This window comes from Aquitalea aquatilis (assembly GCF_005155025.1).
Taxonomy (GTDB): domain Bacteria; phylum Pseudomonadota; class Gammaproteobacteria; order Burkholderiales; family Chromobacteriaceae; genus Aquitalea; species Aquitalea aquatilis.
In genome coordinates, this window is the sequence record NZ_CP039731.1 from 3,617,834 (window position 1) to 3,640,175 (window position 22,342).

The following is a 22,342-nucleotide window of genomic DNA, read 5'->3' on the forward strand; positions in this document are numbered from 1 at the left end:
GTTAACACTATGTTTTCTGCAGCGCAGGCCCTGAAAGGTTGTCAATGCAAGGCGTAGGGTGCAGCGCTTGGTGGCCCCAAGCGCAAATCCGACAACGCAGCAGTGGCAAGCTAATCCGGCCTGCCCTGCGGGGCGGATGTTGAGCGGCGCGCGGTTTTTCGCGCATTGCATCCCCTCAACATCCGCTGCCGTGAAAAAAATAGCGTTAACAGGCCCCAAGCCCACCCGGCCAAGCACCAACACCGCCACAACGCTGCAAGAGTGCTTGTCCACCGCACCATGCCGCCCTAGAATCGGCAAGCCCATGCCCAATATCCTGCCCGACACCCGACACCCCGACGCCCTGATCGCCGCCCAGTCCGACCAGCAGGCCGTCCTGCTATGGCTGAGCGAATTCATCGACCGCCCCGCCACCTTGCGCAGCTATCGCAAGGAGACCGAGCGCTTCCTGCTGTGGCTGACAGATCGCCACAAGGGCCTGCAAGCCGTGCGGCGGGAGGATGTGCTGGACTACCAGCGCTTTTTGCAAGCACCCTGGCCAGCAGAACGCTGGATAGGACCAGCCCGGCCACGCCAGCATGCGCACTGGAAACCATTTACCGGGCCACTGAAGCCCGCCAGCATCCGCCAGGCCCTCACCATTCTGTCCGCCCTGTTCAGCTATCTGAGCGAAGCCGGCTACCGCCATGGCAACCCGTTCAAGCTGCTGCGCCAGCGCCAGACGCTGGACACGCGCCCGGTGGAACGCTTTCTCGACCACGCCGCCTGGCAAGCCATTCTCAGCGCACTGCAACACCTGCCACACAACACGCACCGCGAGCAACTACAAGCAGCCCGCGCCCGCTGGCTGCTCACCCTGCTCTACCTCACCGGCGCACGCCGGCAGGAAGTAGCCGCAGCCCGCATGGGTGACATCAGCCAGCGGCGGCAACAATGGTGGTGGCGCGTACATGGCAAAGGCGGCAGCACTGCCGATATACCGGTATCCGATGAATTGCTGCAGGCACTGGGCGACTATCGCCACAGCCTGGGACTGGGCCGCCTCCCCCAGCACGCCGAAGACACGCCCCTGCTGTGCCGCATTCCCGGGCAAGGCAAGGACAGCCTGCACGGGGTCAGCGACAAGGCGATCTACCTGATCTGCCAGGAAATCTTCAAACGCGCCGCCAGCCATTGCGAAGACCCGCAAAGTCGCAGCCAGCTACTGCAGGCCAGCACCCACTGGCTGCGCCACACTGCGGCCAGTCATCAGCTGGAAGCGGGCGTGCCGCTGCTGATGGTGAGCCAGAACCTGCGCCACGCCAGCATCCAGACCACCCGCCGCTACCTGCACAGCGAAGACGAGGCGCGGCACGAATTCTCCCAACGACATCGCTTTACCCGCTCAGAGTAATCTTTTACTGATCAGCCTCTGCGGGCGCATACCTGTTGGCTGAAGGCGGACTTCCACCGACCATCCGCTCCTGCCAGCCCAGCAGCCCCGCCCGACATGCCACGCCACATCATCTGCATCAGGCACGCAGGCCCGCCAGCATCACCGTGAGTTTTTCCAGCGACATCACCTCGTCCACACCACCGTGCTGGATGGCCTCGTTGGGCATGCCGAATACCACGCAGGATTCCTCATCCTGTGCCAGGGTACGGGCACCGTTATCATGCATCTCGCGCATGCCGCGCGCGCCATCGTCGCCCATGCCGGTCATGATGACGCCAACCGCATTCTTGCCGGCGCTGACCGCTACCGAGCGGAACAGCACATCCACCGAAGGGCGATGGCGCGACACCAGCGGGCCGTCCTTTACTTCGGCCTGGTACTGCGCACCATTGCGCTTGATCAGCAAATGCTTGCCCCCGGGCGCAATCAGCACCGTACCGGGCAGCAGGCGGTCACCATTGCAGGCTTCACGAATCTCCACCTTGGCCAGCCGGTTCAGCCGCTCGGCAAACGAAGTGGTGAATTTTTCCGGCATGTGCTGCACCACGGCGATACCCGGACAGGTGGCCGGCAGTCGTGGCAGCATGTACTCCAGCGCCTGAGTACCACCGGTCGAGGTGCCGATGGCGATGATTTTTTCCGTAGTACGAAACATGGCCCGGCCGGATGGCGCCTCCAGCACGGCATCGGCGGTCAGCTTGGGCGCTGGGCTGGCGGATGCCGCTGCGCCATGCAGGATGCGCTTGACCGCGCCCATCCTGGCTCCGGCCGCGGCACGCACTTGCTGGATCAGCTCTTGCGCGCTGCCTTGCAGGAATGACTTCAGATTGAGTGCAGGCTTGGTGATGATGGCCACCGCGCCGGCAGCCATCGCTTCCAGCGTGATGTGCGCGCCTTTTTCGGTCAGCGAGGAACAAATGATGACCGGAGTGGGATGATCCGCCATGATCTGCCGCAGAAAGGTCAGGCCGTCCATGCGTGGCATTTCGATATCCAGCACGATCACATCCGGCCATTGCTGCTTCATGCGCTGCATGGCAAACAGCGGGTCGGGCGCGGCACCCAGCACCTGGATATCCGGCGCGGCGGCCAGCATCTGGCTGAGCACTTCCCGCACCACGGCGGAATCATCGACAATCAGCACCCGAATCGGCATGTTCTCACCTTTGTGTATGGCTGACCGGCACATGGCGGTAACGCGAAGGCTGCTCTTGCTGCAAGGGCAGGTCCAGATTGCGCAAGGACTCCGAATGGCCGATCAGCAGATAGCCGCCGGGGCGGATCTTGCTACACAGCTGGCTGAGCACCTGCTGCTTGGTCTCGCCATCGAAGTAGATCAGGACATTGCGCAGCAACACCACATCGAACTGCGCCTGACGAAAGTCTTCGCAATGCAGCAGGTTGATATTGGAAAAATCCACCTTGCGCGCCAGTTCCGGCAGCACCCTGACCTTGCCGCTGTATTCGTCGATGCCGCGCAGCAAGTATTTGCGCCACATGGCTGGCGGTGTTCTGCGCACTCTGTCGTGCAGGTAGACGCCACGCCGGGCAAATGCCGTGACCTGGGTATTGATGTCACTGGCGTACACCTGCCAGTTGCCATGCAGGCCCAGGCTATCCGCCAGCGTCATGGCGATACTGTACGGCTCCTCCCCGGTCGAGCAGGCAGCAGACCAGATACGGATCGCACCACGGCGCTGGCCATGCAGCTCGCGCACATGGTGCTGCAGCCAGTCAAAGTGCTGCGGCTCGCGAAAAAAATAGGTTTCATTGGTAGAGAGCAGGTTGATCGCCCTTTGCTTCTCCACCCGGCCCTCCGCTCCCTGCAGCAATTGCCAGTAGGCCATGAAACTATCCAGCTGCAGCTGGCGGATGCGTTTGGACAGGCGCGACTGCACCAGGGCCAGCTTGCCCGGCGGCAGGTCGATGCCCGCCTCCTGATAGATGAAACGACGAAAGCGACTGAACTCCTGATCGCTCAGCACCGGATCGCGCCCCAATAGCGGTCCTGGGCCAAACACTAGCTGACCTCGGCTTCATCGCTGAAATACTGCAGGCTGGCCGACTCGGCCATGGCACTCAGCTCGGACACCGACAAGGCCTGCTGCACATTCAGCAAAATGGCAAAGCGCTCGTTGATGGTGGCAATCCCCTCGATGAAGTCGCCACGGATGCTGGCACCAAAGCTGGGCGAGGGGTCGATGTCGCGGCGCGGGATTTCCAGCACTTCGCACACGGCATCCAGCAGGATACCGACCTCGCTATAGCCGCTTTCCAGCCCAGGCAGCGACAGAATGGCCACACAGGTGGAGGGCTTGAGCTCGGTCATGCCCCGGCCAAAACGGATGGAAAGATCAATCACCGGCACCACCGAGCCACGCAGATTGATGATGCCGCGCACAAAGCCGGGCATCATCGGCACCTGGGTGATGCCGTCAAACTCAATGATCTCGCGGATGAAGTTGATCTCAATCCCAAACAGATCCTCACCGAGAATAAAGGTCACGCAGTGAAACTTGCTGTCGGTGGCGGCGCCGGCCACAGGTTCAAGACGTTCTTTCATGGTCTTGCTCCTAGTACTTGGTGAATTTGTCGTCGTCTATCTCGTCGTCGAAATCGTCATCACCGTGCGACTGCGGTGGCGGAGCACTGGCCTTGCGCGTGCTCCCTGCGCCATGGCCAAGCTTGCGCATGCTGCTGCGACCACCGCGCAGCTTGAACTGCTGCATCAGCTCTTGCAGCTGCATGGCGGCGGAGCTGAGTTCTTCCGAGGTGGAGCTGAGTTCTTCTGCCGACGACGCCGACGACTGCATGCCGCTGCTGATCTGGGTCACTGCGCTGTTGATCTGGTCGATACCGGTACGCTGCTCGCGCGAGGCGGCGGAGATTTCCTGCACCAGGGTCGCGGTCTGGTCGATGCCCGGCAGCATCTCCTGCAGCAGCACACCAGCACGTTCGGCCACGCCCACCGAGCGCCCGGCCAGATCACCGATTTCCTTGGCGGCCACTTGCGAGCGCTCGGCCAGCTTGCGCACCTCCACCGCCACGGTGGCAAAACCCTTGCCATGCTCGCCGGCACGGGCCGCTTCGATAGCAGCGTTGATGGCCAGCAGATCGGTCTTGTTGGCGATATCGTTGATGACGGTAATGCGCGAGGCGATTTCCTTCATGGCATGCACCATGTCACCCACGGCACGGCCGCCATCGGTGGCGCTGCTGGCCGATTTGGCGGCAATGCCTTCGGTGACGCGGGCATTATCGGCATTCTGGGTAACCGTAGCGGCCATTTCCTCGACCGAGGCACTGGTTTCCTCAACACTGGCCGCCAGTTCCGACGAAGTTTGTGCCAGCGAATTGGCGGTGGCCGACACCTGTTCCGAGGCCGAACCGATCGATTCGGACATGGAGCTAACCTCCAACAGCGTGTCGGACAGGCGGTGTGCCATGCCCTTGATGGAAAACAGCAGGCTGGAATCGTCATTGCTGCGCAGGCGGATGGGCACCGTCAGATCACCCTGGGCCACCCGCGACACCACCTGCATGGCATAGGAAGGATCACCACCCAGCTGGCTGAGGATGCTGCGAATCACCAGCAGCGCCACCACGATGCTCACCACGATGGCCAGCAGCACGATGACCAGGATCATTTCCAGGGTATGCCCGCTGGTGGCCTTGCTTTCATCCATCTCCGCACTGGCCTGCTTGAGATTGGCATCGATCAGCTCGGTCATGATGCTGTTGATGCTGTCGAAGGTAGGCCGGGCCTTTTCCGACATGATCTTCAATGCCAGCTTGTTGTTTTCGCCATTACCGTTATCGGTGTAGGACAGCTTCTTGACTTCAGCCGCATAGCCCTCATAGGCCGCCCAGGCGGTATCAAAACGCCGCAGTGCGTCTACTTCTTGCGGGCTGAGTGCCGTTTTACGGTAGTGATCCAGCGCGCCATTCATTTCCTTTTCAAACTTGCCGATATTGATGTCCACCTGGTCCATGACCTTGGTGTCGCTCTCGGCGATATAGCGGTAGAGCGAACGATTACAGGCCATGGCATAACGCGCGGCATGGCCCAGATCCCTTACCGGTATCAGCTCGCGCTCATACATATTGACGGTTAGGCCAGTCATCTTGTCGGTAGAGGAGTAAGCCAGCACTCCCAGCAATAACAGAAATGCCAACACCAGCGAAAAGGCAATGGTCAGCTTGTTTCTAACCTGCAGTGTGTGAAACCAGTTCATGGCAGCCTCCGGACCTGTTAGAAAATAGGCAATGCGGGTTTAGTTCTTATCGCTCACCAGCGCTTCGGCACGCTGGCGGATGGTACGACGCTCACGCCGGCAGGCGTGCTGGATCAACTGGGGAATGTCCAGCACCAGCGCCGGCTTGCCATTGCCGAGGATGGTGGAGCCACTGATTCCCCGCAGTGACTTGAAAATCTCGCCCAGCGGCTTGATGACTGCTTGTACTTCGCCCATCAGCTTGTCCACCACGATGCCGGCACGATGCTCGCCGTAATGGACAATGACGATAAACTCCGGCCCGCTGGCCGGCGGCAGGCCGAACAGCTCGCGTAGCGAGACAAAGGGCAGCCAGTCGCCACGCAGGTTTACCTGGCGGGTGTGCTGGTTCATGGCCTCCTGCGGCATGTCGACGCATTCGATCATCATGTCCAGCGGCATCACCAGCGCCGAGTCGTTTACCTCCACCCGGAAGCCATCGATGATGGCCAGCGTCAGCGGCAGCCGCAGGCGGAAGGTGGAGCCGACGCCCGGCGTGGACTGGATTTCGATTTCGCCGCGCAGCGCCTCGATATTGCGTTTCACCACATCCATGCCGACTCCGCGACCGGACAGGTCGCTCACCGCGTCGGCAGTAGAAAAGCCCGGCAGGAAAATCAGCTGCAGGATGTCCTGGTCGCTCAGCGGCCGGCCGTCGGCCAGCAAGCCACGCTCGGTAGCCTTGGCCAGCACCTTGTCGCGATTGATGCCGCCACCATCGTCACTGACTTCCACCACCACCGAACCGGCATCGTGATAGGCATTGAGCGTGATGGTGCCCACTTCCGGCTTGCCGGCGGCACGCCGCTTGTCCGCCTGTTCCAGCCCGTGATCAACGGCATTGCGCACGATGTGCATCAGCGGGTCGGTCAGCTTTTCCACCATGGACTTGTCGATTTCGGTGTCAGCCCCCTTGATCTCCAGCTGGATGGCCTTGTCCAGTTGCCGCGAGACTTCACGCACCATGCGCGGGAAGCGGCTGAACACCTCATCCACCGGCACCATGCGCAGGGTCAGCGCGTCATCGCGAATGCTTTCCACCAGGGTATTGATGATGGCCACCGACTCCAGCAGCTCGGCATCGCCACGGCTTTGCGCAATCAGCTTGGTGCCGGACGAGGCAATCACCAGCTCGCCCACCCGGTTGATCAGCCGGTCCAGCTTGCTGGCCTCGATGCGGATGTACTGGTTTTCACTGCGCGGCACGGCCTTGGCCGCCGCGCTGGCACTGGCTACCGGCTTGTCTTCATCCACCACGGCGGGCTGAGTCTCCAGCGGCACATCCTCGCGGACGCGCAGGGCCTCCTCCGGCGTCAGCGCCGCACGTTGCAGCCAGCGCTGCAACTGCTCGGGCTCATCCAGCCGTTGCCACGCGGCGCGGTAATCTGCCAGCGGCGCATGCGGCGGCAGGATGCAGATCAGGCTTTCTTCCTCGATGAATTCAAAGGTGCCGGCGATCTTGTCCAGGCTTTCGTCGGAATCCAGCGCCAGGTCCAGGCCGATGAAGCACTCGGTCGGGTCCAGTTCTTCCAGCTGGGGCGTGGCACGCCAGACCAGCTCGATGCAGCGCACCTCGCCCAGCTGCCCCAGATAGCGCAAGAAGGACAAGGGATCAAAACCATGGCGAAAGGTGTCGGGATGAAAACGCAGCGACAGCTGCCAGTACGGGCTCTGGCTTTGCTCTGCCGTCGCCGGCAGCTCGGCGGCGACCGGACTGGTCACTGCAAGGACCGGAGCCGTCACCCCGGCAGTGGAGGATGACTGCTGGTAGGCACTGAGCCACTTGAGCAGTGCTGCGCCTTCCGGCAGGTCCTGCACCGCCTGCTCCTCATTGCCGTTGGCGGCCTCCAGCAGCAGGCGCAGGTGGTCGTTGCAGTTGAGCAGCAGATTGACCAGGTCATCACTGAGCTCGACCTCGCCCGAGCGCAGGCGCTCCAGCACGTTCTCCACCACATGAGCGAAGCGCACCAGCGCGTCCAGCCCGAAAATACCGGCCGAACCCTTGATGGTATGGGCAGTACGAAACAGCAGATTGAAAGTTTCCGCATTGGGCGGATAGATGTCCGGGTGCAGCAGCGCATTTTCCAGCGCCGTGCACAATTCCTGGGACTCTTCAAAGAAGATGGCCTTGGCCTTGCTCAGATCCATTGCTAATCCTCTGCGTGTGGCGGCAACGACATGCCGATCAACAGCCCTATTTCGTCCAGCACCGGACTGCTGCCAAACAGCCGCAACACGTGCCCGGCTGCGGCGGATTTGGCCTGCAGCAACAGCAATAGCTGCAGACCGCAGCCATCCAGTTCGCTCAGTGCGGATAAGTCCAGCTGCACCCGTGGGTACTGCAGCAAGCCGAGCAAGGCATCCTGCACTTCGTGCATGGTGTAGATCGTCAGCTCGCCGCTGAAGGCGGCCTGACACACATCCTGCTCATGACTGAGGGTCAGCGACATGGCAGGACCTCTCAGGGCTGAATCAGCTTGGCTACCGCATCCAGCAGCTTCACCGGATCAAACGGCTTGACCACCCACGCCTTGGCACCGGCTTCGCGCCCCTGGTTTTTCTTGTCGTCACTGCCCTCGGTAGTCAGCATGATGACGGGCAGAAAACGGGTGGCCGGGCCTTCGCGCAAGCGCTTGAGCAAGGTGATGCCATCCATGCCGGGCATGTTGACATCGGAAATCACCAGATTGACGCGGGTACCTTGCAGCTTGTACAGGGCATCATTGCCGTCCAAGGCTTCGATCACGTTATAACCGGCGCCTTTGAGCGCGATACTGACGGTCGCCCTGATGCTGGCGGAATCGTCCACAATCAATACGGATTTGCTGGCCATTTTCGGCTCTCCCTGGCAATGAAATGGTTCTGCTACCGATGCCGGACCTGCGTCCTGGGCTTAGAAGAAATCCACATCCCCATTGGACGCCGCCACGGCCTGCTGACTGCCACCCTTGTGCAGTGCCGCCTGTTCCAGCGTGGTATAGGTGGATTCAAGACGCCGCAGCCATTCGGCTGGGCTGGCGACCGGCAGGCTCTGCCCCTGGCGCACGGCATCGCGCAATGCCTGCACATGGCCATGCATCAACTGCAGGTCGTTGCCGACGTGCTGCAAGATCTGGCACACCCGGTCCTGATACTGCATGGCAATCAGCGAGGTATTCAGATCCCCCTCCACCTGCTTGCCGTGCAATTGCATGTCGTGATTGATGGTGGCCAACTGGCCGGCCGCCTGGCTGAAATCCTGCACCGAGGCATCCAGCAGCTGCAGGGCGCTTTTGCCTTTTTGCACGTCTTGCGCACCCAGCTCCAGCGTGCTGCTGCGGGTGCGCTCCAGCGCGGCATTGATGATTTCCACCTTTTCGGTCATGCGCAGCCCGGTTTGCGCCGACAGCAGCGACAACTTGCGCACCTCGTCGGCCACCACGGCAAAACCGCGACCGAATTCACCGACCCGTGCGGCTTCGATACTGGCGTTCAAGGCCAGCAGATTGGTCTGGCTGGAAATCTTGCCGACATCCTCGGCCATGGTGCGCAGTTCAGCAGAAAAGGTGGTCAGGCTGGCGACTTCATCGATGATGATCTGGCGGTGGCTGACGATCTCGGCCAGCACCTGGGCAATTTCCTGGCTGCGCTGGCGTGCTGCATCCACCAACCCGCCCAGGCTGTCGCTACCCGCCTCACCGCTTGCCGACCGTGAAGAGTCAATCGTCGCGTGCAGGCCGCCGGCAATATCGGCCAGGCTCTGCGCCACCTGGTTGCCACCCTGGGTGGACTGCGCGATGACCAATTGCAGATTGCCGCCCCACTTCTGGATCACCTGCTCGATCAGGTTGAGCTGGCCATCCAGTTCATGCGGTGCGCTGGTGTTTTCCGGCGAGGGTTCAGACGTGGTATTTGCCGGCTCGGCAGGCTTGGCGCTGACCAGCAACAGCAGGGTGGCGCTGACCAGAAACGAGAAAATCACCAGCAGCCAGAGCGGCAGAGCATGGTTTCCCAGCCAGACCAGGACATTGGCGGACGCCAAGATGGCCAGACTCAATCCCCGTGACACCATGTTGACACCCCCACCCGCTATCGCTTTCACGGCACAGCAGGTGGCCGCAGGCGTACCCACGGCGATTGCATCCTGTATGCACAAGCGAATTTATTGAAATTGGATCAGCTTTATCGGCAGATTTTGCCAAACCGGCCTTGTTAGCTGCTGTTGTTCAATAAAGTTCAGCATCCCCAGGCTGTCAATGTGGATTTGAAATTAATTCATTATTTTACATATTTCATTAACAGTAATATTGATGGTGCTTTTAGCTGCAAGCCGCCGATAGCGATGTCCGGCAGATTGCGCAGCAGGTAACACCGCAAGGTCATCTTGCTATTCTTGACCAACACGCGCGAGGCAGAACACCAGCAGCGACCGCCAGCCCACTGACGGAGAGTGCGGAAAAATCCGCTGTGCGGCAAAAGTCAACCGCCGCCCGGCCATCCGCCCGACAAGCCACAACACCCCTGCGCGGCCCTTCACAAAAAGCGCCATTGCGCGTACCATCCCGCCTCGCTTTTCGGGATGGCATCAATGACTACTAGCAGCGCTGCGCAGGCATGCGGCATCGACTTCGGCACCTCCAATTCCACGGTTGGCTGGCTGCGCCCTGGCGCAGACACCCTGATTCCGCTGGAAGACGGCAAGATCACCCTGCCCTCGGTTGTCTTTTTCAATTACGAAGAGGACCACTCGGTATTTGGCCGCCGCGCCCTGCTGGAATACACCGAAGGCTATGAAGGGCGCCTGATGCGCTCGCTGAAAAGCCTGCTGGGCAGTAGCCTGATCGACAGCCAGACCGAGGTACAAGGCCGCGCCCTGCCGTTTCGCCATCTGCTCACCCTGTTCATCCAGGAGGTCAAGCAGCGCGCCGACCGTGCCGCTGGCCGCCCCTTCGAACAAGTGGTGCTGGGCCGCCCGGTGTTCTTTGTCGATGACAACCCCAAGGCCGACGCGCTGGCGGAAGAAACCCTGGCGCAGATTGCCCGCCAGGTGGGCTTCAAGGAGATTTCCTTCCAGTTCGAACCACTGGCAGCCGCCTTTGACTACGAATCCTCCATTACCCGCGAAGAGCTGGTGCTGATCGTCGATATCGGCGGCGGCACTTCGGACTTTTCGCTGGTGCGCCTGTCGCCGGAAAGACGTGAGCTGGACGACCGCCGCGCGGACATCCTGGCCACCGGCGGCGTGCATATCGGCGGTACCGACTTCGACAAGCAGCTGAGCCTGCACGGCGTGATGCCGCTGTTCGGCTTCAAGAGCCGCCTGCGCAACAATGCCGAAATGCCCTCGGCGCAATACTTCAACCTCGCCACCTGGCACACCATCAACTTTGCCTACACCCGCAAGGCGTGGATGGATTTGCAGGATATTCATCGCGACGTGGAAGACCCGCGTGCGTTCGACCGCCTGTTCAAGCTGATTCAGGAACGCGCCGGCCACTGGCTGGCCATGCAGGTGGAGGAAGCCAAGATCGCCCTCTCCAGCCAGGAGCGCCATCAGCTGCAACTGGAACTAATCGAAGACGGACTGTATGCCGAACTGCTGCGCCAACAGTTCAACCAGACCATTGACGGCATGCTGGGGCAGATCGGCAAAACCATTGGCAGCCTGCTGGCCGATGCCGGCATCAGCGCCAGCCAGATCGACACCGTGTTCTTTACCGGCGGCTCCAGCGGCGTCCCCGCGCTGCGTCAGTGCGTACAGCAACTGCTGCCCAATGCTCACCACGTGGAGGGCAATCTGTTTGGCAGCATTGGCAGCGGCCTGGCCATCGAAGCGAAAAAACGCTACGGCTGACAGATGCAAAAAGGGCTGCCCAAACGGAGCAGCCCTTTGACAAAGAAGGTGCAGTGAATCAGCCCTGGCGCTTGCGCGGGGCTTTTTTTGTGGCTGCCGGCGGCAGGTCGAGATCAAACAGCATGCCGGTGCGCCCGGTCTGCGACTGGCAGGCAATCTGCAGCGCACGGTTGATCGCTTCCTTCTTGCTCACCCCCCACCACTCGATCATCTTGTCCAGCGACTTCTGTGCATCACGACTCAACTCCACCGTCACCGACAGCTCCTGCAAGCGGTTGCGGCGCTGCTCGCGGCTGCGGCGCTTGCGCTCGGCCACCGTCATGGCGCGCTCGCCCAGCGGCTTGCGTCCGGGCTTTTTCTGCACGCCGCCAATCAGGTCGAAGGTGTAGTGATCGCAGGGATCTTTCATGGATGGGTGACGGGTCACAATCAAGAGGGGCGCAAGAATACCACAAAGCCACGCCAGATGGGGCATACAGGCCCATCGCCCCTGCAATTAGTCGCTTCGCATAGCCTGCCCCGCCCAAGCAGCAATTCACGATTTAGCCAACGAAGGGTCAGCCAAGGCGAAAGGGCGTGAAAAAGCGCAATGGACAGGGCATCCATGAGCATGGTGAACGACCTGTCAACGCAGGATCACCCGAGTCTCGCAGAGCGTAAACAGGTTCTTACAGCGGATTGGCGCTGAAGGTATCGCACTGCGCGATATCACCACCGTCGAAACCACGGCGGAACCAGCGCACGCGCTGCTCGCTGCTGCCGTGGGTGAAGGAATCCGGCACCACGGCCTGCCCGGCGGAACGCTGCAAGGTGTCATCGCCGATCTTGGAGGCCGCATTCAGCGCCGACTCCAGATCACCGCCCTCCAGAATGTGCCGCGCCTTGTCGGCATGGCTGCCCCACACCCCAGCAAAGCAGTCGGCCTGCAATTCCAGCCGCACCGACAAGGCATTGGCCTTGCGCTCCGAAGCACCACGCCGTGCCGCATCCACCTTGCCGGAAATACCCAGCAGGTTTTGCACATGGTGCCCCACCTCATGCGCAATCACATAAGCCTCGGCAAACTCGCCCGGTGCACCCAGCTGCTGATTCAGCGTGCGGTAGAAGGCCAGATCGATATACACCTTGCGGTCGGCCGGGCAATAAAACGGCCCCATGGCCGACTGCCCCTGACCACAGGCGGTCGGCGTGCTATTGCTGAACAACACCAGCTTGGGCTGCTGGTAGCTGGCACCGCGCTGCTGGAAAATCTGCCCCCACACATCCTCGGTATCCGCCAGCACCACGCGCACCAGCTTGGCCTCGCGCTGTTCTTCGGCAGAATGCACCTTGGGCTGCTGCGGCTGGGTCTGCACTTGCTGATGCCCGCCACCGCTCAGCGCCGAGATGACCTGCAGCGGGTTGGCACCAAACACCAGCCAGGCCACCAGGCCAATGGCAATCGTACCCAGACCGATACCGCCGCCACCCAGCCTGAACCCGGGAGAGCCACCACCGCCCTCGTCACGGCGGTCTTCTACATTGTCACTTTCACGATTGCCATCCCAACGCATGCCAGCTCTCCTTTTATCCGATCAGGCCGGCAGATAGCCAGCCAGCAGCGCCTGCACCAGCAAGGCGAACAGCGCGGCAATGATGTCATCCAGCATCACGCCAAAGCCGCCATGTACCCGGCGGTCAAACCAGCCGATTGGCCAGGGTTTCACAATATCAAACAGGCGGAACAAGGCAAAGGCCAGCAGCCAGCCCGCCCAACTGGCCGGCGCATACGCCAGCACCAGCAGCATGGCCACCACCTCGTCCCAGACGATGCCGCCGTAGTCGTGCACCCCCAGCGCATCGCCGGTTACCTGACACACCCACACCCCCAGCACAAACAACGGCAGGCATAACAAGGTCAAGCCCAGGCTGCCCACCCCCAACGCATGCAGCAGGAAAAACAGCGGGTAAGCCACCAGCGTCCCCCAGGTGCCCGGGGCCTTGCGTGCCAGACCGCTACCAAAGCCAAAAGCCAGCAGGTGCGCCGGATGGCGACGCAGAAAAGCCCAATCGGGGCGGAAAGCCGGTGCCCGTTTATGCGAAGTGGTCATAACCTGCCTTGTTCAATGTAATTACTTGGCCTGTGGCATCCAGCAAGCGCGCGCCACTGCCTGCCACGACACGGCCGATACGTGTCACCCGGCAGCCCGCCTGCTCTGCCGCCGCCAATACCGCCTCCCGCGCAGACAAGGGCGCAGTGAAGCAAAGTTCGTAATCATCGCCACCTGCTGCCAGAAACTCCAGCCAGCGCGGCCGCTCTGCCTCCAGCGGCGGCAAGGATGGCAGGCTGTCGGCCCAGATTTCTGCCGCCACGCCCGAGGCCGCCAGAATATGCCCCACATCAGCCAACAGCCCGTCTGACACATCGGCCGCAGCATGGGCCGTCCCCAGCAAGGCCTGGCCCAGCTCCAGCCGTGGCACCGGGAAATCCAGCCAGCACTGGCAAGCTGCCAGCACATCATCCGACACGCTGCCAGCCGGCAGCCGCCCCAGGCGCTGCGCCACCGCCAGCGCCCCCAGGCCCAGCTCACCACTGACCCAGACATCGTCATCCACCCGGGCAGCATCGCGCCGCAGGGCCTGCCCTTGCGGTGTTTCACCCATGATGGTGATGGACAGCGTCAGCGGCCCACGGGTGGTATCCCCGCCGGCCAGCTCCACGCCATATTGTTCGGCCAGCGCAAACAGGCCACGACTGAAACCCTGCGCCCAGGCTTCATTCACCTCGGGCAAGGCCAGTGCCAGAAATGCCCAGCGCGGGCGGGCGCCCATTGCCGCCATGTCCGACAGATTCACCGCCAGCGTCTTGTGACCCAGCGCGTGCGGGCTGACATCGGCAAAAAAATGCCGCCCCTCAACCAGCATGTCTACCGACATATGCAGGTCCAGCCCCGGCGTCGGCCGCAGAATGGCGGCATCGTCGCCCACCCCCAGCACGGCAGAAGGAGCTGGGCGGGTGAAATACTGGCGGATCAGTTCAAATTCGTTCATGCGCAGCAACTCCGCGTCTTCATGCAAAAACACCCGCCGTAGCGGGTGTCAGTTTCATGCAGCAAGATTATCAGCCCTGACGACGCGAACGCTGCGAGGCAACCTCGTCGGCGCGTACATCGGCAGCCAGCTTGTCCAGCACGCCGTTGACGAATTTGTGGCCGTCGGTACCACCAAAAGTCTTGGTGATTTCGATGGCTTCATTGATGATCACCGGGTAAGGCGTTTCCGGGTGCTGGGTCAGTTCCAGCGCCGCCATCAGCAGCACGGCGCGCTCCACCGGGCTGACTTCTTCTTCGTTGCGCTCGTAATAGGGACGAATGCGGCCGGACAGCACGGCAACGTCTTTCAGTACACCGTACAGCACGGCGCGAAACAGGGTTTCGTCCGCCTTGGCGAAGTATTCGTTTTCGCGCAGGTGTTTTTCAATCAGCGAAGCCGGACGATCCGGATTCAATTCCCATTCATAGATGCCCTGAACGGCAAATTCGCGGGCACGGCGACGGGCGGTTTTCATGTCGGTTTCCTAAAAAGAACAAGTGAGCGGCATCATCCCCAAGGGATGATCAACCGCGCAGCGTTTTATGCAGATTGGCCATTTCCACCGCAACGCGTGCTGCGTCACGGCCTTTTTCCAGCATGCGCACTTCGGCCTGCTCGTCGTTCTCGGTGGTGAGGATGGCGTTGGCAATGGGGATGTCGAAATCCAGACCAACACGGGTCACACCAGCACCGGATTCATTGGAAACCAGCTCGAAGTGGTAGGTTTCGCCACGGATGATGGCACCCAGTGCCACCAGCGCATCGAACTTGCCGCTCTTGGCCATGGTTTGCAGTACCAGCGGCACTTCCAGCGCCCCCGGCACCGTGGCCAGCACCACGTCATCCGCAGCCACACCCAGCACCTTCAGCTCGGCCAGGCAGGCGTCACGCAGCCCGTGGCACACTTCCTCGGTAAAACGCGCCTGGACGATGCCGACCTTGAGGCCGCGGCCGTTGAAATCGGAAGAAATGCGCTGGATAGCTTCAAGCATGGGAGTCCTCGCTGCTGAAATTCGGATCAGATAAGCCCTCTGTGCCACCGGCAGCTACCGGCACCCAGAGGGAGTCATGACGGAAAACCGGCTATTTTAACCGATTTCGATATGAAAGTGTTCCGGCTGGCAAAAGCCGGTGACTTCCAGATTAAAACCGGCCATCGACGGCACGCTCAACGGCGGCGACATCAGCTTCATCTTGCCCACACCCAGCGCCTTGAGCATTTGTGCACCCACGCCAAAGGTTTTGCCGTCCCAGGGTGAGCGTTTCACATTCTGACCCAGCGCACGCTGCAGCAGGTCATCGCCGGTTTCATCGCGATACAGCAGGATGACCACGCCCTTGCCGGCTTCATCGATGGCTTCCAGCGCACCCGGCACGGTCCAGGAGTGCGGCCGCGAAGTCGGGTCCAGCACATCCATGATGGACAGCGGCTCGTGCACGCGCACCAGGGTTTCCTCCGCCTCATCCAGCTGACCCTTGACCAGCGCCAGATGGGTTTCGCGGGTGGTGACATCGCGGAACACATGTAAGTCGAAAGCACCGAACGGGGTTTCCACCGGGCGCTGCCCCACTTCTTCCACCAGCGATTCGGTACGGCTGCGGTAGTGGATCAGGTCGGCAATGGTGCCGACTTTCAGGCCGTGGGTCTTGGCGAACGCCAGCAGCTCCGGCATGCGTGCCATGGTGCCGTCGTCGTTCATGATTTCGCAGATCACCCCGGCCGGCTCCAGCCCGGCCAGCATCGGCAGGTCGCAAGCCGCTTCGGTGTGACCGGCGCGAATCAGCACGCCGCCATTCTGTGCCTTGAGCGGGAAAATGTGGCCCGGCTGCACCAGATCGCTGGCCTTGGCATTGCGCGCCACCGCAGCCTGCACGGTCTTGGCGCGGTCGGCGGCGGAGATACCGGTGGTCACGCCTTCCGCCGCTTCGATGGAAACGGTGAAATTGGTGCCGAAAGAGGTGCCGTTATTGGCCGCCATCATCGGCAGCTCCAGCAGTTTGCAGCGCTGCTCGCTCAGCGTCAGGCAGATCAGGCCACGCGCATGCTTGGCCATGAAGTTGATGGCTTCCGGGGTGACGAACTCGGCCGCCATCACGATATCGCCTTCGTTTTCGCGATCTTCCGCATCAGCCAGCACCACCATTTTGCCGGCCTTGATGTCGGCAATGATGTCCTGCACCGGAGAAATAACCATTTGCTACATCCTTTATATAGAGGGCACTGCGCGGCTGAGCCGGGCAGACTGCAAATCCTGACGGCTGGCGGTAGTCCTGCCCAGACCGTGAGCGGGGCATCCGCCCCGCGCTGTATTTTCACAACATGGAGGCAATCGGCAGCCTATACAAGCCGATTCGCCACTTTTTTCAAACCAGTCCTGCGCCATGGCGCTGTGCCAGCACCCGCTCCACCGTGTCCACAATGGCCTGGGTTTGCGGATCGACCTCGATATTGATGGCGTCCCCCACCTGCCGGAACTGGATGATGGTGCGCTCCAGCGTTTCCGGAATCAGGTGTACGCAAAAACGGCTGCCTTCGACGCTGCCAATGGTCAGACTGCAGCCATCAATACCGATATAGCCCTTGGCAAACAGATATTTGCCGAACGCTGCCGGCAGCGTGAACCACACCGTGCAGTTGTTCGGGCTGCGGATGACCTCGTCCACCTGCGCCAGGCAGATGATGTGACCAGACATGGCATGGCCGCCGATTTCATCACCGAAGCGGGCTGCCCGCTCCACATTGACCTTGTCGCCCACCTGCAGCCGGCCCAGATTGGTCAGACGCAGGGTTTCGGCCATCAGGTCGAAAGCCACCCGGTCGTCCTGCACCTCGGTTACGGTCAGGCAGCAGCCGTTATGGGCAATCGATGCCCCCAGTTCGATACCGCCCAGCATGGACGGCGGCAGCCGCAGCACATGGCGACGGAAATCCTGTCTTTCCTCGATGGCCACCACCTCGGCCATACCCTGCACGATACCGGTAAACATGCTTGCTCCTGTTCTGGACCGCCCGGCCGCTGCTGCAGCCGTCAAAACACCCATGATAACCAAATCGCCGCCGAGTGCCGACCCGCTTTCAAGCCTTGGCGCAAGGCCCGGCCACGCCGGCAAAGCTATCTTGCTGATGTCAAAAGAAAAGCTTTTGTCAAAACGATGGCAGAAATTTGCAGTCTGCGAGGTTTTGTTGCGCGCCGCTATCCTGTAAAATCACCGCCTTCTTAAGTCAAGCCTGTTCCTACTCCATGTCCGCAGAATTGTCCCGCATTGCCGAGGAAGTGGCGCGCCGCCGCACCTTCGCCATCATTTCCCACCCTGACGCCGGTAAAACCACGCTGACCGAAAAGCTGCTGCTGTTTTCGGGCGCCATCCAGATGGCCGGTACGGTAAAGGGCAAGAAGGGCGGCAAGTTTGCCACCTCGGACTGGATGGAAATCGAAAAGCAGCGCGGCATTTCCGTGGCTTCCTCGGTGATGCAGTTCGATTACCGCGAGCACACCGTCAACCTGCTGGACACCCCGGGCCACCAGGACTTCTCGGAAGATACCTACCGCGTACTCACCGCCGTGGACAGCGCCCTGATGGTGATCGATGCCGCCAAAGGCGTGGAAGAGCAAACCATCAAGCTGCTCAATGTCTGCCGCCTGCGCAACACGCCCATCGTCACCTTCATGAACAAGTACGACCGTGAAGTGCGCGATTCGCTGGAGTTGCTGGACGAAGTGGAAAACGTGCTGAAGATCCGCTGCGCGCCAATCACCTGGCCTATCGGCATGGGCAAGACCTTCCGCGGCGTGTACAGCCTGCTGAGCGACGAGGTCATCCTGTTCGAAGCCGGTAGCGAAAAGCTGATTACCGATATCGAAGTAATCAAGGGCATCGATAATCCGCGCCTGGACGAACTGTTTCCGCTGGAAATGGAAGGCCTGCGCATGGAGATCGAACTGGTCAAGGGCGCTTCCAATGAATGGAATCTGGAAGAATTCCTGGCCGGCGAACTGACCCCGGTATTCTTCGGCTCGGCCATCAACAACTTCGGCGTGCGCGAGATTCTGGATGCACTGATCAACTGGGCGCCGGCACCGCAGCTGCGTGACGCCACCGTGCGTGACGTGGCACCGACCGAAGGCAAGTTCTCCGGCTTCGTGTTCAAGATCCAGGCCAATATGGACCCCAAGCACCGCGACCGCATTGCCTTCCTGCGCGTGTGTTCCGGCCAGTTTGAACGTGGCATGAAGATGAAGCATCTGCGGCTGAACCGTGAAATCTCGGCTTCCAGCGTGGTGACCTTCATGTCGCACGACCGTGAAATCGTGGAAGAAGCCTTTGCCGGCGACATCATCGGCATCCCCAACCACGGCAATATCCAGATTGGCGACAGCTTCTCCTCGGGCGAAGAGTTGGCCTTTACCGGCATTCCTTTCTTTGCGCCGGAGCTGTTCCGCTCGGTACGCATCAAGAACCCGCTGAAACTCAAGCAGCTGCAAAAAGGCCTGCAACAGCTGGGCGAAGAAGGCGCGGTCCAGGTATTCAAGCCGCACAGCGGCGGCGACCTGATTCTGGGCGCGGTCGGCGTGCTGCAGTACGAAGTGGTAGCCAGCCGGCTGGCCGCCGAGTACAGCGTGGATGCCATGTTCGAATCCGCCAGCATCTGGTCGGCGCGCTGGTTTACCTGCAGCGACCGCAAGAAGCTGGACGAATTCATCAAGACCCTGCAGATGAACATCGCCACCGACGCCGGCGGCAACCTGGCCTACCTGGCCCCCAATCGCGTCAACCTGCAACTGACGCAGGAGCGCTGGCCTGACATCGTGTTCCACGAAACCCGTGAGCACGCCGTCAAGCTGAACGACTAGAAAGGCCAGCGCCACCATGCAAGATCTGCTCGAACTGATCCGCCAGCTGCGCACCGATTACTCTCACGAGATCGTGCGCTCGCTGATGCTGGTCGCTGTATTGCTGCTGATCCGCGTGGTGGTGGGCCGCATCCTGTCCAGCAATGTGAGCGTGCCGGTGGAGGAAAGACGGCGCTGGTCGATTTCCACCCGCAACTTCCTGTTCATTGCCGGCCTGGCCGGCATCGGCATGATCTGGGCCAACGAGCTGCAAACCATCGCCGTCTCGATGCTGGCCTTTGCCGCGGCGCTGATTCTGGCCACCAAGGAGCTGATCCTGTGCGTGTCCGGCTTTGTGGTGCGCCACGCTTCCAACAGCTACAGCCTGGGCGACCATATCGAGGTTGGCACGATACGCGGCCGCGTGGTGGACATCGGCCTGTTGTCGACCACGGTGATGGAGATCGGACCGCAGCACAATGCGCACCAGATGACCGGGCGCGCCCTGACCTTTCCCAACAGCCTGTTGCTGTCCAATGCGGTGATCCGGGAAAACTACATGGGCGATTATGTGATGCACATCATCAACATCCCCATGGGCTATCACATCCCGCCTACCCGCGCCCAGCGCCTGCTGCTGGAAGCCGCCGAGCAGCACTGCCAGCAGCATGTTGAGGCGGCGCGCGTCCACATGGAACGCATGGCCGAGCGCTATCTGGTGGACACGCCATCGGTAGAACCGCGCATCGGCATGCAGGCGGTGGATGAAAAACGCTATCAGTTGATCTTGCGCATCGCCATTCCGGCCAAGGAAAGGCAACGTATCGAGCAGGCCATCATTCACCAGTTCATGGAACAGTGCTATCCGGACATTCCGGCCAAATAATTAGAGCTAGAACTCCAAACAGCAGTTATAATCCCGACTTGCCCCATTGTCCGGTGCCCCATGAGCAAACCTCGCATCAAAACCTACGACCGCATCATTCTGGAAAGTCTGAAACTGTTCAACGAACAGGGCGAGCGCAACATCACCACCAACCATATCGCCGCGCATCTGGGCATTAGTCCGGGCAATCTGTACTACCACTTCCGCAACAAGGAAGAGATCGTCTACCAGATTTTCCTGATGTACCGCGACTTCATCAATGAACGGCTGGCCGTACCGGAAGCGCGCGACATGACGGTGGCCGATCTGGTCAATTATCTGGACACCGCCTTTCTGGCGATGTGGCAGTTCCGTTTCATGTTCTACGACCTGCCCGGCATGCTGGCGCGCAGTCCGCAGCTGCAGTCGGAGTATCACCAGTTCGTCAATACCGAACTCAAGGGCATTCTGGGCGAGCACTTCCGCGAATTCATCCGCCTGGGCCTGCTGAAGATGGACGAAGACGATATCGAAGCGGTCAGCATCAATATCTGGCTGGTGGTGAAATTCTGGTTTGCCTTCGAGCAAACCTCGCGTCCCAAATCGCCCATTACCGAAGCCTCTGGTCATCGCGGCGTGCGCCAGGTCATGGCACTGCTCAAGCCCTATGTGCAGCCGGATTTCATGACCCCCTTCCAGCAGCTGAGCGAACGCCACGCCGGCCGCTAACTCCTGCCAGCACAAGCCAAAAGGCCGCCGCCCCACGGGACGACGGCCTTTATTGTTTCAGCCAGCCAGCCTGGCTGGTGCAGACTCAGGGACGGATGGCGATCTTCAGCACACCGTCGCGCTGGTGGGCAAACAGGTCGTAAGCGGCCTCGATATCATCCAGCGCGTACTGATGGGTCACCAGCGGCCCCAGGTCCACCCTGCCCGAGGCAATCACCCCCATCAGCCGGCGCATGCGCTCCTTGCCACCCGGACAGAGCGCGGTATTGATCTTGTGGTCGCCCAGGCCCGCGGCAAACGCCCCCAGCGGAATGGTCAGGTCGCTGGAATACACACCCAGGCTGGACAAGGTGCCGCCGGGCTTGAGCACGCGCAAGGCCGAGGCAAAGGTGTGCTGGGTGCCCAGCGCCTCGATGGCGGAATCCGCCCCGCGCCCGCCGGTCAGCTTCATCACTTCGTCCACCACGTCGCACTGGGTGAAATTGAGGGTGATATCCGCCCCCATCAGCCGCGAAATCCCCAGACGGTGATCATTGCCATCCACCGCGATGATGGTGGTAGCCCCCAGCAGGCGTGCTCCCGCCGTGGCACACAGGCCAATCGGCCCCTGGGCAAACACCACCACGGTGTCGCCAATGCGGATATTGGCGTTTTCCGCGCCCTTGAAACCGGTGGACATGATATCCGGGCACATCAGCACCTGCTCGTCGCTGAGGCCATCCGGAATGGGCGACAGATTGGCCTGGGCATCCGGCACCAGCACGTACTCGGCCTGGGTGCCGTCGATGAGGTTGCCAAAGCGCCAACCGGCCGTGGCCTTGTAGCCGTGGCAGCCGCATTTGCCGGAGGCAATCAGATAACTGCCATCCTGTGAAGCCACACCATCCTGCGCCGCATAGGAATTGAAATTGGGACAGATGGCCCCGGCAATCACCCGCTGGCCTTCCTGATAGCCGCTGACTGCGCTGCCCAGTTTTTCGATGATGCCCACCGGCTCGTGGCCAATGGTCAGGCCCGGTGCTACCGGGTATTCACCCTTGAGGATGTGCACATCGGTACCGCAGATGGTGGTGGTGGTGATGCGGATCAGCGCATCGTTGGGACCTACGTCCGGAATGGGCTTTTCGGCGATTTCAATCCGGCCCGGCGCCACAAAAACTGCTGCTTTCATCATGCTGCTCATGGATATCTCCTGTATGAGAGATGCAATGCACGCAGTGCCGCACACCGGCAGGGCTGCCAGCGCACAGCAGTGTCACCGCCCATGCTCGGGCGGCTATCACTCTCAGGCAAGCCGCGCCA

Annotated in this window: 23 protein-coding genes; 6 read left to right on the forward strand and 17 right to left on the reverse strand. The window is 61.1% G+C overall.

Translation table 11 applies throughout. The features are described from left to right. Nucleotides 1–304: 304 nt before the first annotated feature. Nucleotides 305–1,393 carry a tyrosine-type recombinase/integrase gene (locus tag FAZ30_RS16920; protein WP_137009907.1) on the forward strand — a complete coding sequence of 363 codons (1,089 nt, stop codon included), beginning with the start codon at nt 305–307 and terminating at the stop codon, nt 1,391–1,393. A 118-nt stretch (nt 1,394–1,511) separates the two neighbouring features. Here the strand turns inward: FAZ30_RS16920 and FAZ30_RS16925 are convergent, their stop codons facing one another. Genes FAZ30_RS16925 through FAZ30_RS20460 form a run of 8 tightly spaced genes read right to left on the reverse strand, consistent with a single transcriptional unit; the run spans nt 1,512 to nt 9,745 of the window. Beyond that, nucleotides 1,512–2,591, reverse strand: a complete 1,080-nt coding sequence (locus FAZ30_RS16925; protein ID WP_137009908.1) for a protein-glutamate methylesterase/protein-glutamine glutaminase — start codon at nt 2,589–2,591, stop codon at nt 1,512–1,514. A 4-nt stretch (nt 2,592–2,595) separates the two neighbouring features. Continuing rightward, a complete protein-coding gene (locus FAZ30_RS16930) occupies nt 2,596–3,456 on the reverse strand; it encodes a CheR family methyltransferase (RefSeq protein ID WP_124643980.1) in 861 nt (286 codons plus the stop codon). Then, nucleotides 3,456–3,998 (reverse strand): chemotaxis protein CheW, encoded by a 543-nt coding sequence (locus tag FAZ30_RS16935; RefSeq protein ID WP_124643979.1) that lies wholly within the window; start codon nt 3,996–3,998, stop codon nt 3,456–3,458. The genes FAZ30_RS16930 and FAZ30_RS16935 overlap by 1 nt, the downstream gene beginning before the upstream one ends. Before the next feature lie 10 nt (nt 3,999–4,008). Next, on the reverse strand, nt 4,009–5,670 hold the full coding sequence (locus FAZ30_RS16940) for a HAMP domain-containing methyl-accepting chemotaxis protein (RefSeq protein WP_137009909.1): 1,662 nt from the start codon (nt 5,668–5,670) through the stop codon (nt 4,009–4,011). Between the two features lie 39 nt (nt 5,671–5,709). Continuing rightward, nucleotides 5,710–7,857, reverse strand: coding sequence for a chemotaxis protein CheA (locus tag FAZ30_RS16945; RefSeq protein ID WP_137009910.1), 2,148 nt, complete (start codon nt 7,855–7,857; stop codon nt 5,710–5,712). Between the two features lie 2 nt (nt 7,858–7,859). Further along, nucleotides 7,860–8,159: an STAS domain-containing protein gene (locus tag FAZ30_RS16950; RefSeq protein ID WP_137009911.1), complete on the reverse strand. Its 300-nt coding sequence runs from the start codon at nt 8,157–8,159 to the stop codon at nt 7,860–7,862. An 11-nt stretch (nt 8,160–8,170) separates the two neighbouring features. After that, complete coding sequence (locus FAZ30_RS16955) at nt 8,171–8,542, reverse strand: response regulator (RefSeq protein WP_124643975.1); 372 nt, start codon at nt 8,540–8,542, stop codon at nt 8,171–8,173. 60 nt (nt 8,543–8,602) lie between these two features. Then, nucleotides 8,603–9,745 (reverse strand): methyl-accepting chemotaxis protein, encoded by a 1,143-nt coding sequence (locus tag FAZ30_RS20460; RefSeq protein WP_158613592.1) that lies wholly within the window; start codon nt 9,743–9,745, stop codon nt 8,603–8,605. A 531-nt stretch (nt 9,746–10,276) separates the two neighbouring features. Between FAZ30_RS20460 and FAZ30_RS16965 the strand changes: the two genes are divergently transcribed. Continuing rightward, a complete protein-coding gene (locus FAZ30_RS16965) occupies nt 10,277–11,542 on the forward strand; it encodes an Hsp70 family protein (RefSeq protein WP_124643973.1) in 1,266 nt (421 codons plus the stop codon). A gap of 58 nt (nt 11,543–11,600) precedes the next feature. Here FAZ30_RS16965 and FAZ30_RS16970 read toward each other — a convergent pair whose 3' ends face one another. The 8 genes from FAZ30_RS16970 to FAZ30_RS17005 all read right to left on the reverse strand — a co-directional run bounded on the left by FAZ30_RS16970 (nt 11,601) and on the right by FAZ30_RS17005 (nt 17,602). Further along, on the reverse strand, nt 11,601–11,951 hold the full coding sequence (locus FAZ30_RS16970) for a hypothetical protein (RefSeq protein WP_103524561.1): 351 nt from the start codon (nt 11,949–11,951) through the stop codon (nt 11,601–11,603). Between the two features lie 259 nt (nt 11,952–12,210). Beyond that, a complete protein-coding gene (gene ypfJ, locus FAZ30_RS16975) occupies nt 12,211–13,095 on the reverse strand; it encodes a KPN_02809 family neutral zinc metallopeptidase (protein WP_137009912.1) in 885 nt (294 codons plus the stop codon). A 21-nt stretch (nt 13,096–13,116) separates the two neighbouring features. Further along, complete coding sequence (locus FAZ30_RS16980; RefSeq protein ID WP_124643971.1) at nt 13,117–13,632, reverse strand: phosphatidylglycerophosphatase A family protein; 516 nt, start codon at nt 13,630–13,632, stop codon at nt 13,117–13,119. Next, nucleotides 13,616–14,572, reverse strand: a complete 957-nt coding sequence (gene thiL, locus FAZ30_RS16985) for a thiamine-phosphate kinase (RefSeq protein WP_137009913.1) — start codon at nt 14,570–14,572, stop codon at nt 13,616–13,618. The genes FAZ30_RS16980 and thiL overlap by 17 nt, the downstream gene beginning before the upstream one ends. Nucleotides 14,573–14,642: 70 nt before the next feature. Continuing rightward, nucleotides 14,643–15,089, reverse strand: coding sequence for a transcription antitermination factor NusB (gene nusB, locus FAZ30_RS16990; protein WP_059287032.1), 447 nt, complete (start codon nt 15,087–15,089; stop codon nt 14,643–14,645). A 49-nt stretch (nt 15,090–15,138) separates the two neighbouring features. Then, nucleotides 15,139–15,606 carry a 6,7-dimethyl-8-ribityllumazine synthase gene (gene ribH, locus FAZ30_RS16995; protein WP_103523180.1) on the reverse strand — a complete coding sequence of 156 codons (468 nt, stop codon included), beginning with the start codon at nt 15,604–15,606 and terminating at the stop codon, nt 15,139–15,141. Between the two features lie 96 nt (nt 15,607–15,702). Beyond that, nucleotides 15,703–16,809: a bifunctional 3,4-dihydroxy-2-butanone-4-phosphate synthase/GTP cyclohydrolase II gene (gene ribBA / locus FAZ30_RS17000; protein ID WP_124643969.1), complete on the reverse strand. Its 1,107-nt coding sequence runs from the start codon at nt 16,807–16,809 to the stop codon at nt 15,703–15,705. A 169-nt stretch (nt 16,810–16,978) separates the two neighbouring features. Further along, entirely contained in the window at nt 16,979–17,602 is a 624-nt protein-coding gene (locus FAZ30_RS17005; protein ID WP_124643968.1) for a riboflavin synthase subunit alpha, read from the reverse strand. Here FAZ30_RS17005 and FAZ30_RS17010 point away from each other — a divergent pair. Genes FAZ30_RS17010 through FAZ30_RS17025 form a run of 4 tightly spaced genes read left to right on the forward strand, consistent with a single transcriptional unit; the run spans nt 17,601 to nt 21,040 of the window. After that, nucleotides 17,601–17,819, forward strand: coding sequence for a hypothetical protein (locus tag FAZ30_RS17010; protein WP_124643967.1), 219 nt, complete (start codon nt 17,601–17,603; stop codon nt 17,817–17,819). The two genes, FAZ30_RS17005 and FAZ30_RS17010, sit on opposite strands and share 2 nt — an antisense overlap. A gap of 37 nt (nt 17,820–17,856) precedes the next feature. After that, nucleotides 17,857–19,467, forward strand: coding sequence for a peptide chain release factor 3 (locus FAZ30_RS17015; RefSeq protein WP_124643966.1), 1,611 nt, complete (start codon nt 17,857–17,859; stop codon nt 19,465–19,467). Nucleotides 19,468–19,483: 16 nt separating this feature from the next. Beyond that, nucleotides 19,484–20,332 carry a mechanosensitive ion channel domain-containing protein gene (locus tag FAZ30_RS17020; RefSeq protein WP_124643965.1) on the forward strand — a complete coding sequence of 283 codons (849 nt, stop codon included), beginning with the start codon at nt 19,484–19,486 and terminating at the stop codon, nt 20,330–20,332. Nucleotides 20,333–20,392: 60 nt separating this feature from the next. Further along, on the forward strand, nt 20,393–21,040 hold the full coding sequence (locus FAZ30_RS17025) for a TetR/AcrR family transcriptional regulator (RefSeq protein ID WP_124643964.1): 648 nt from the start codon (nt 20,393–20,395) through the stop codon (nt 21,038–21,040). 85 nt (nt 21,041–21,125) lie between these two features. Here the strand turns inward: FAZ30_RS17025 and FAZ30_RS17030 are convergent, their stop codons facing one another. Continuing rightward, nucleotides 21,126–22,223 (reverse strand): NAD(P)-dependent alcohol dehydrogenase, encoded by a 1,098-nt coding sequence (locus FAZ30_RS17030; RefSeq protein WP_124643963.1) that lies wholly within the window; start codon nt 22,221–22,223, stop codon nt 21,126–21,128. Nucleotides 22,224–22,342 lie beyond the last annotated feature (119 nt).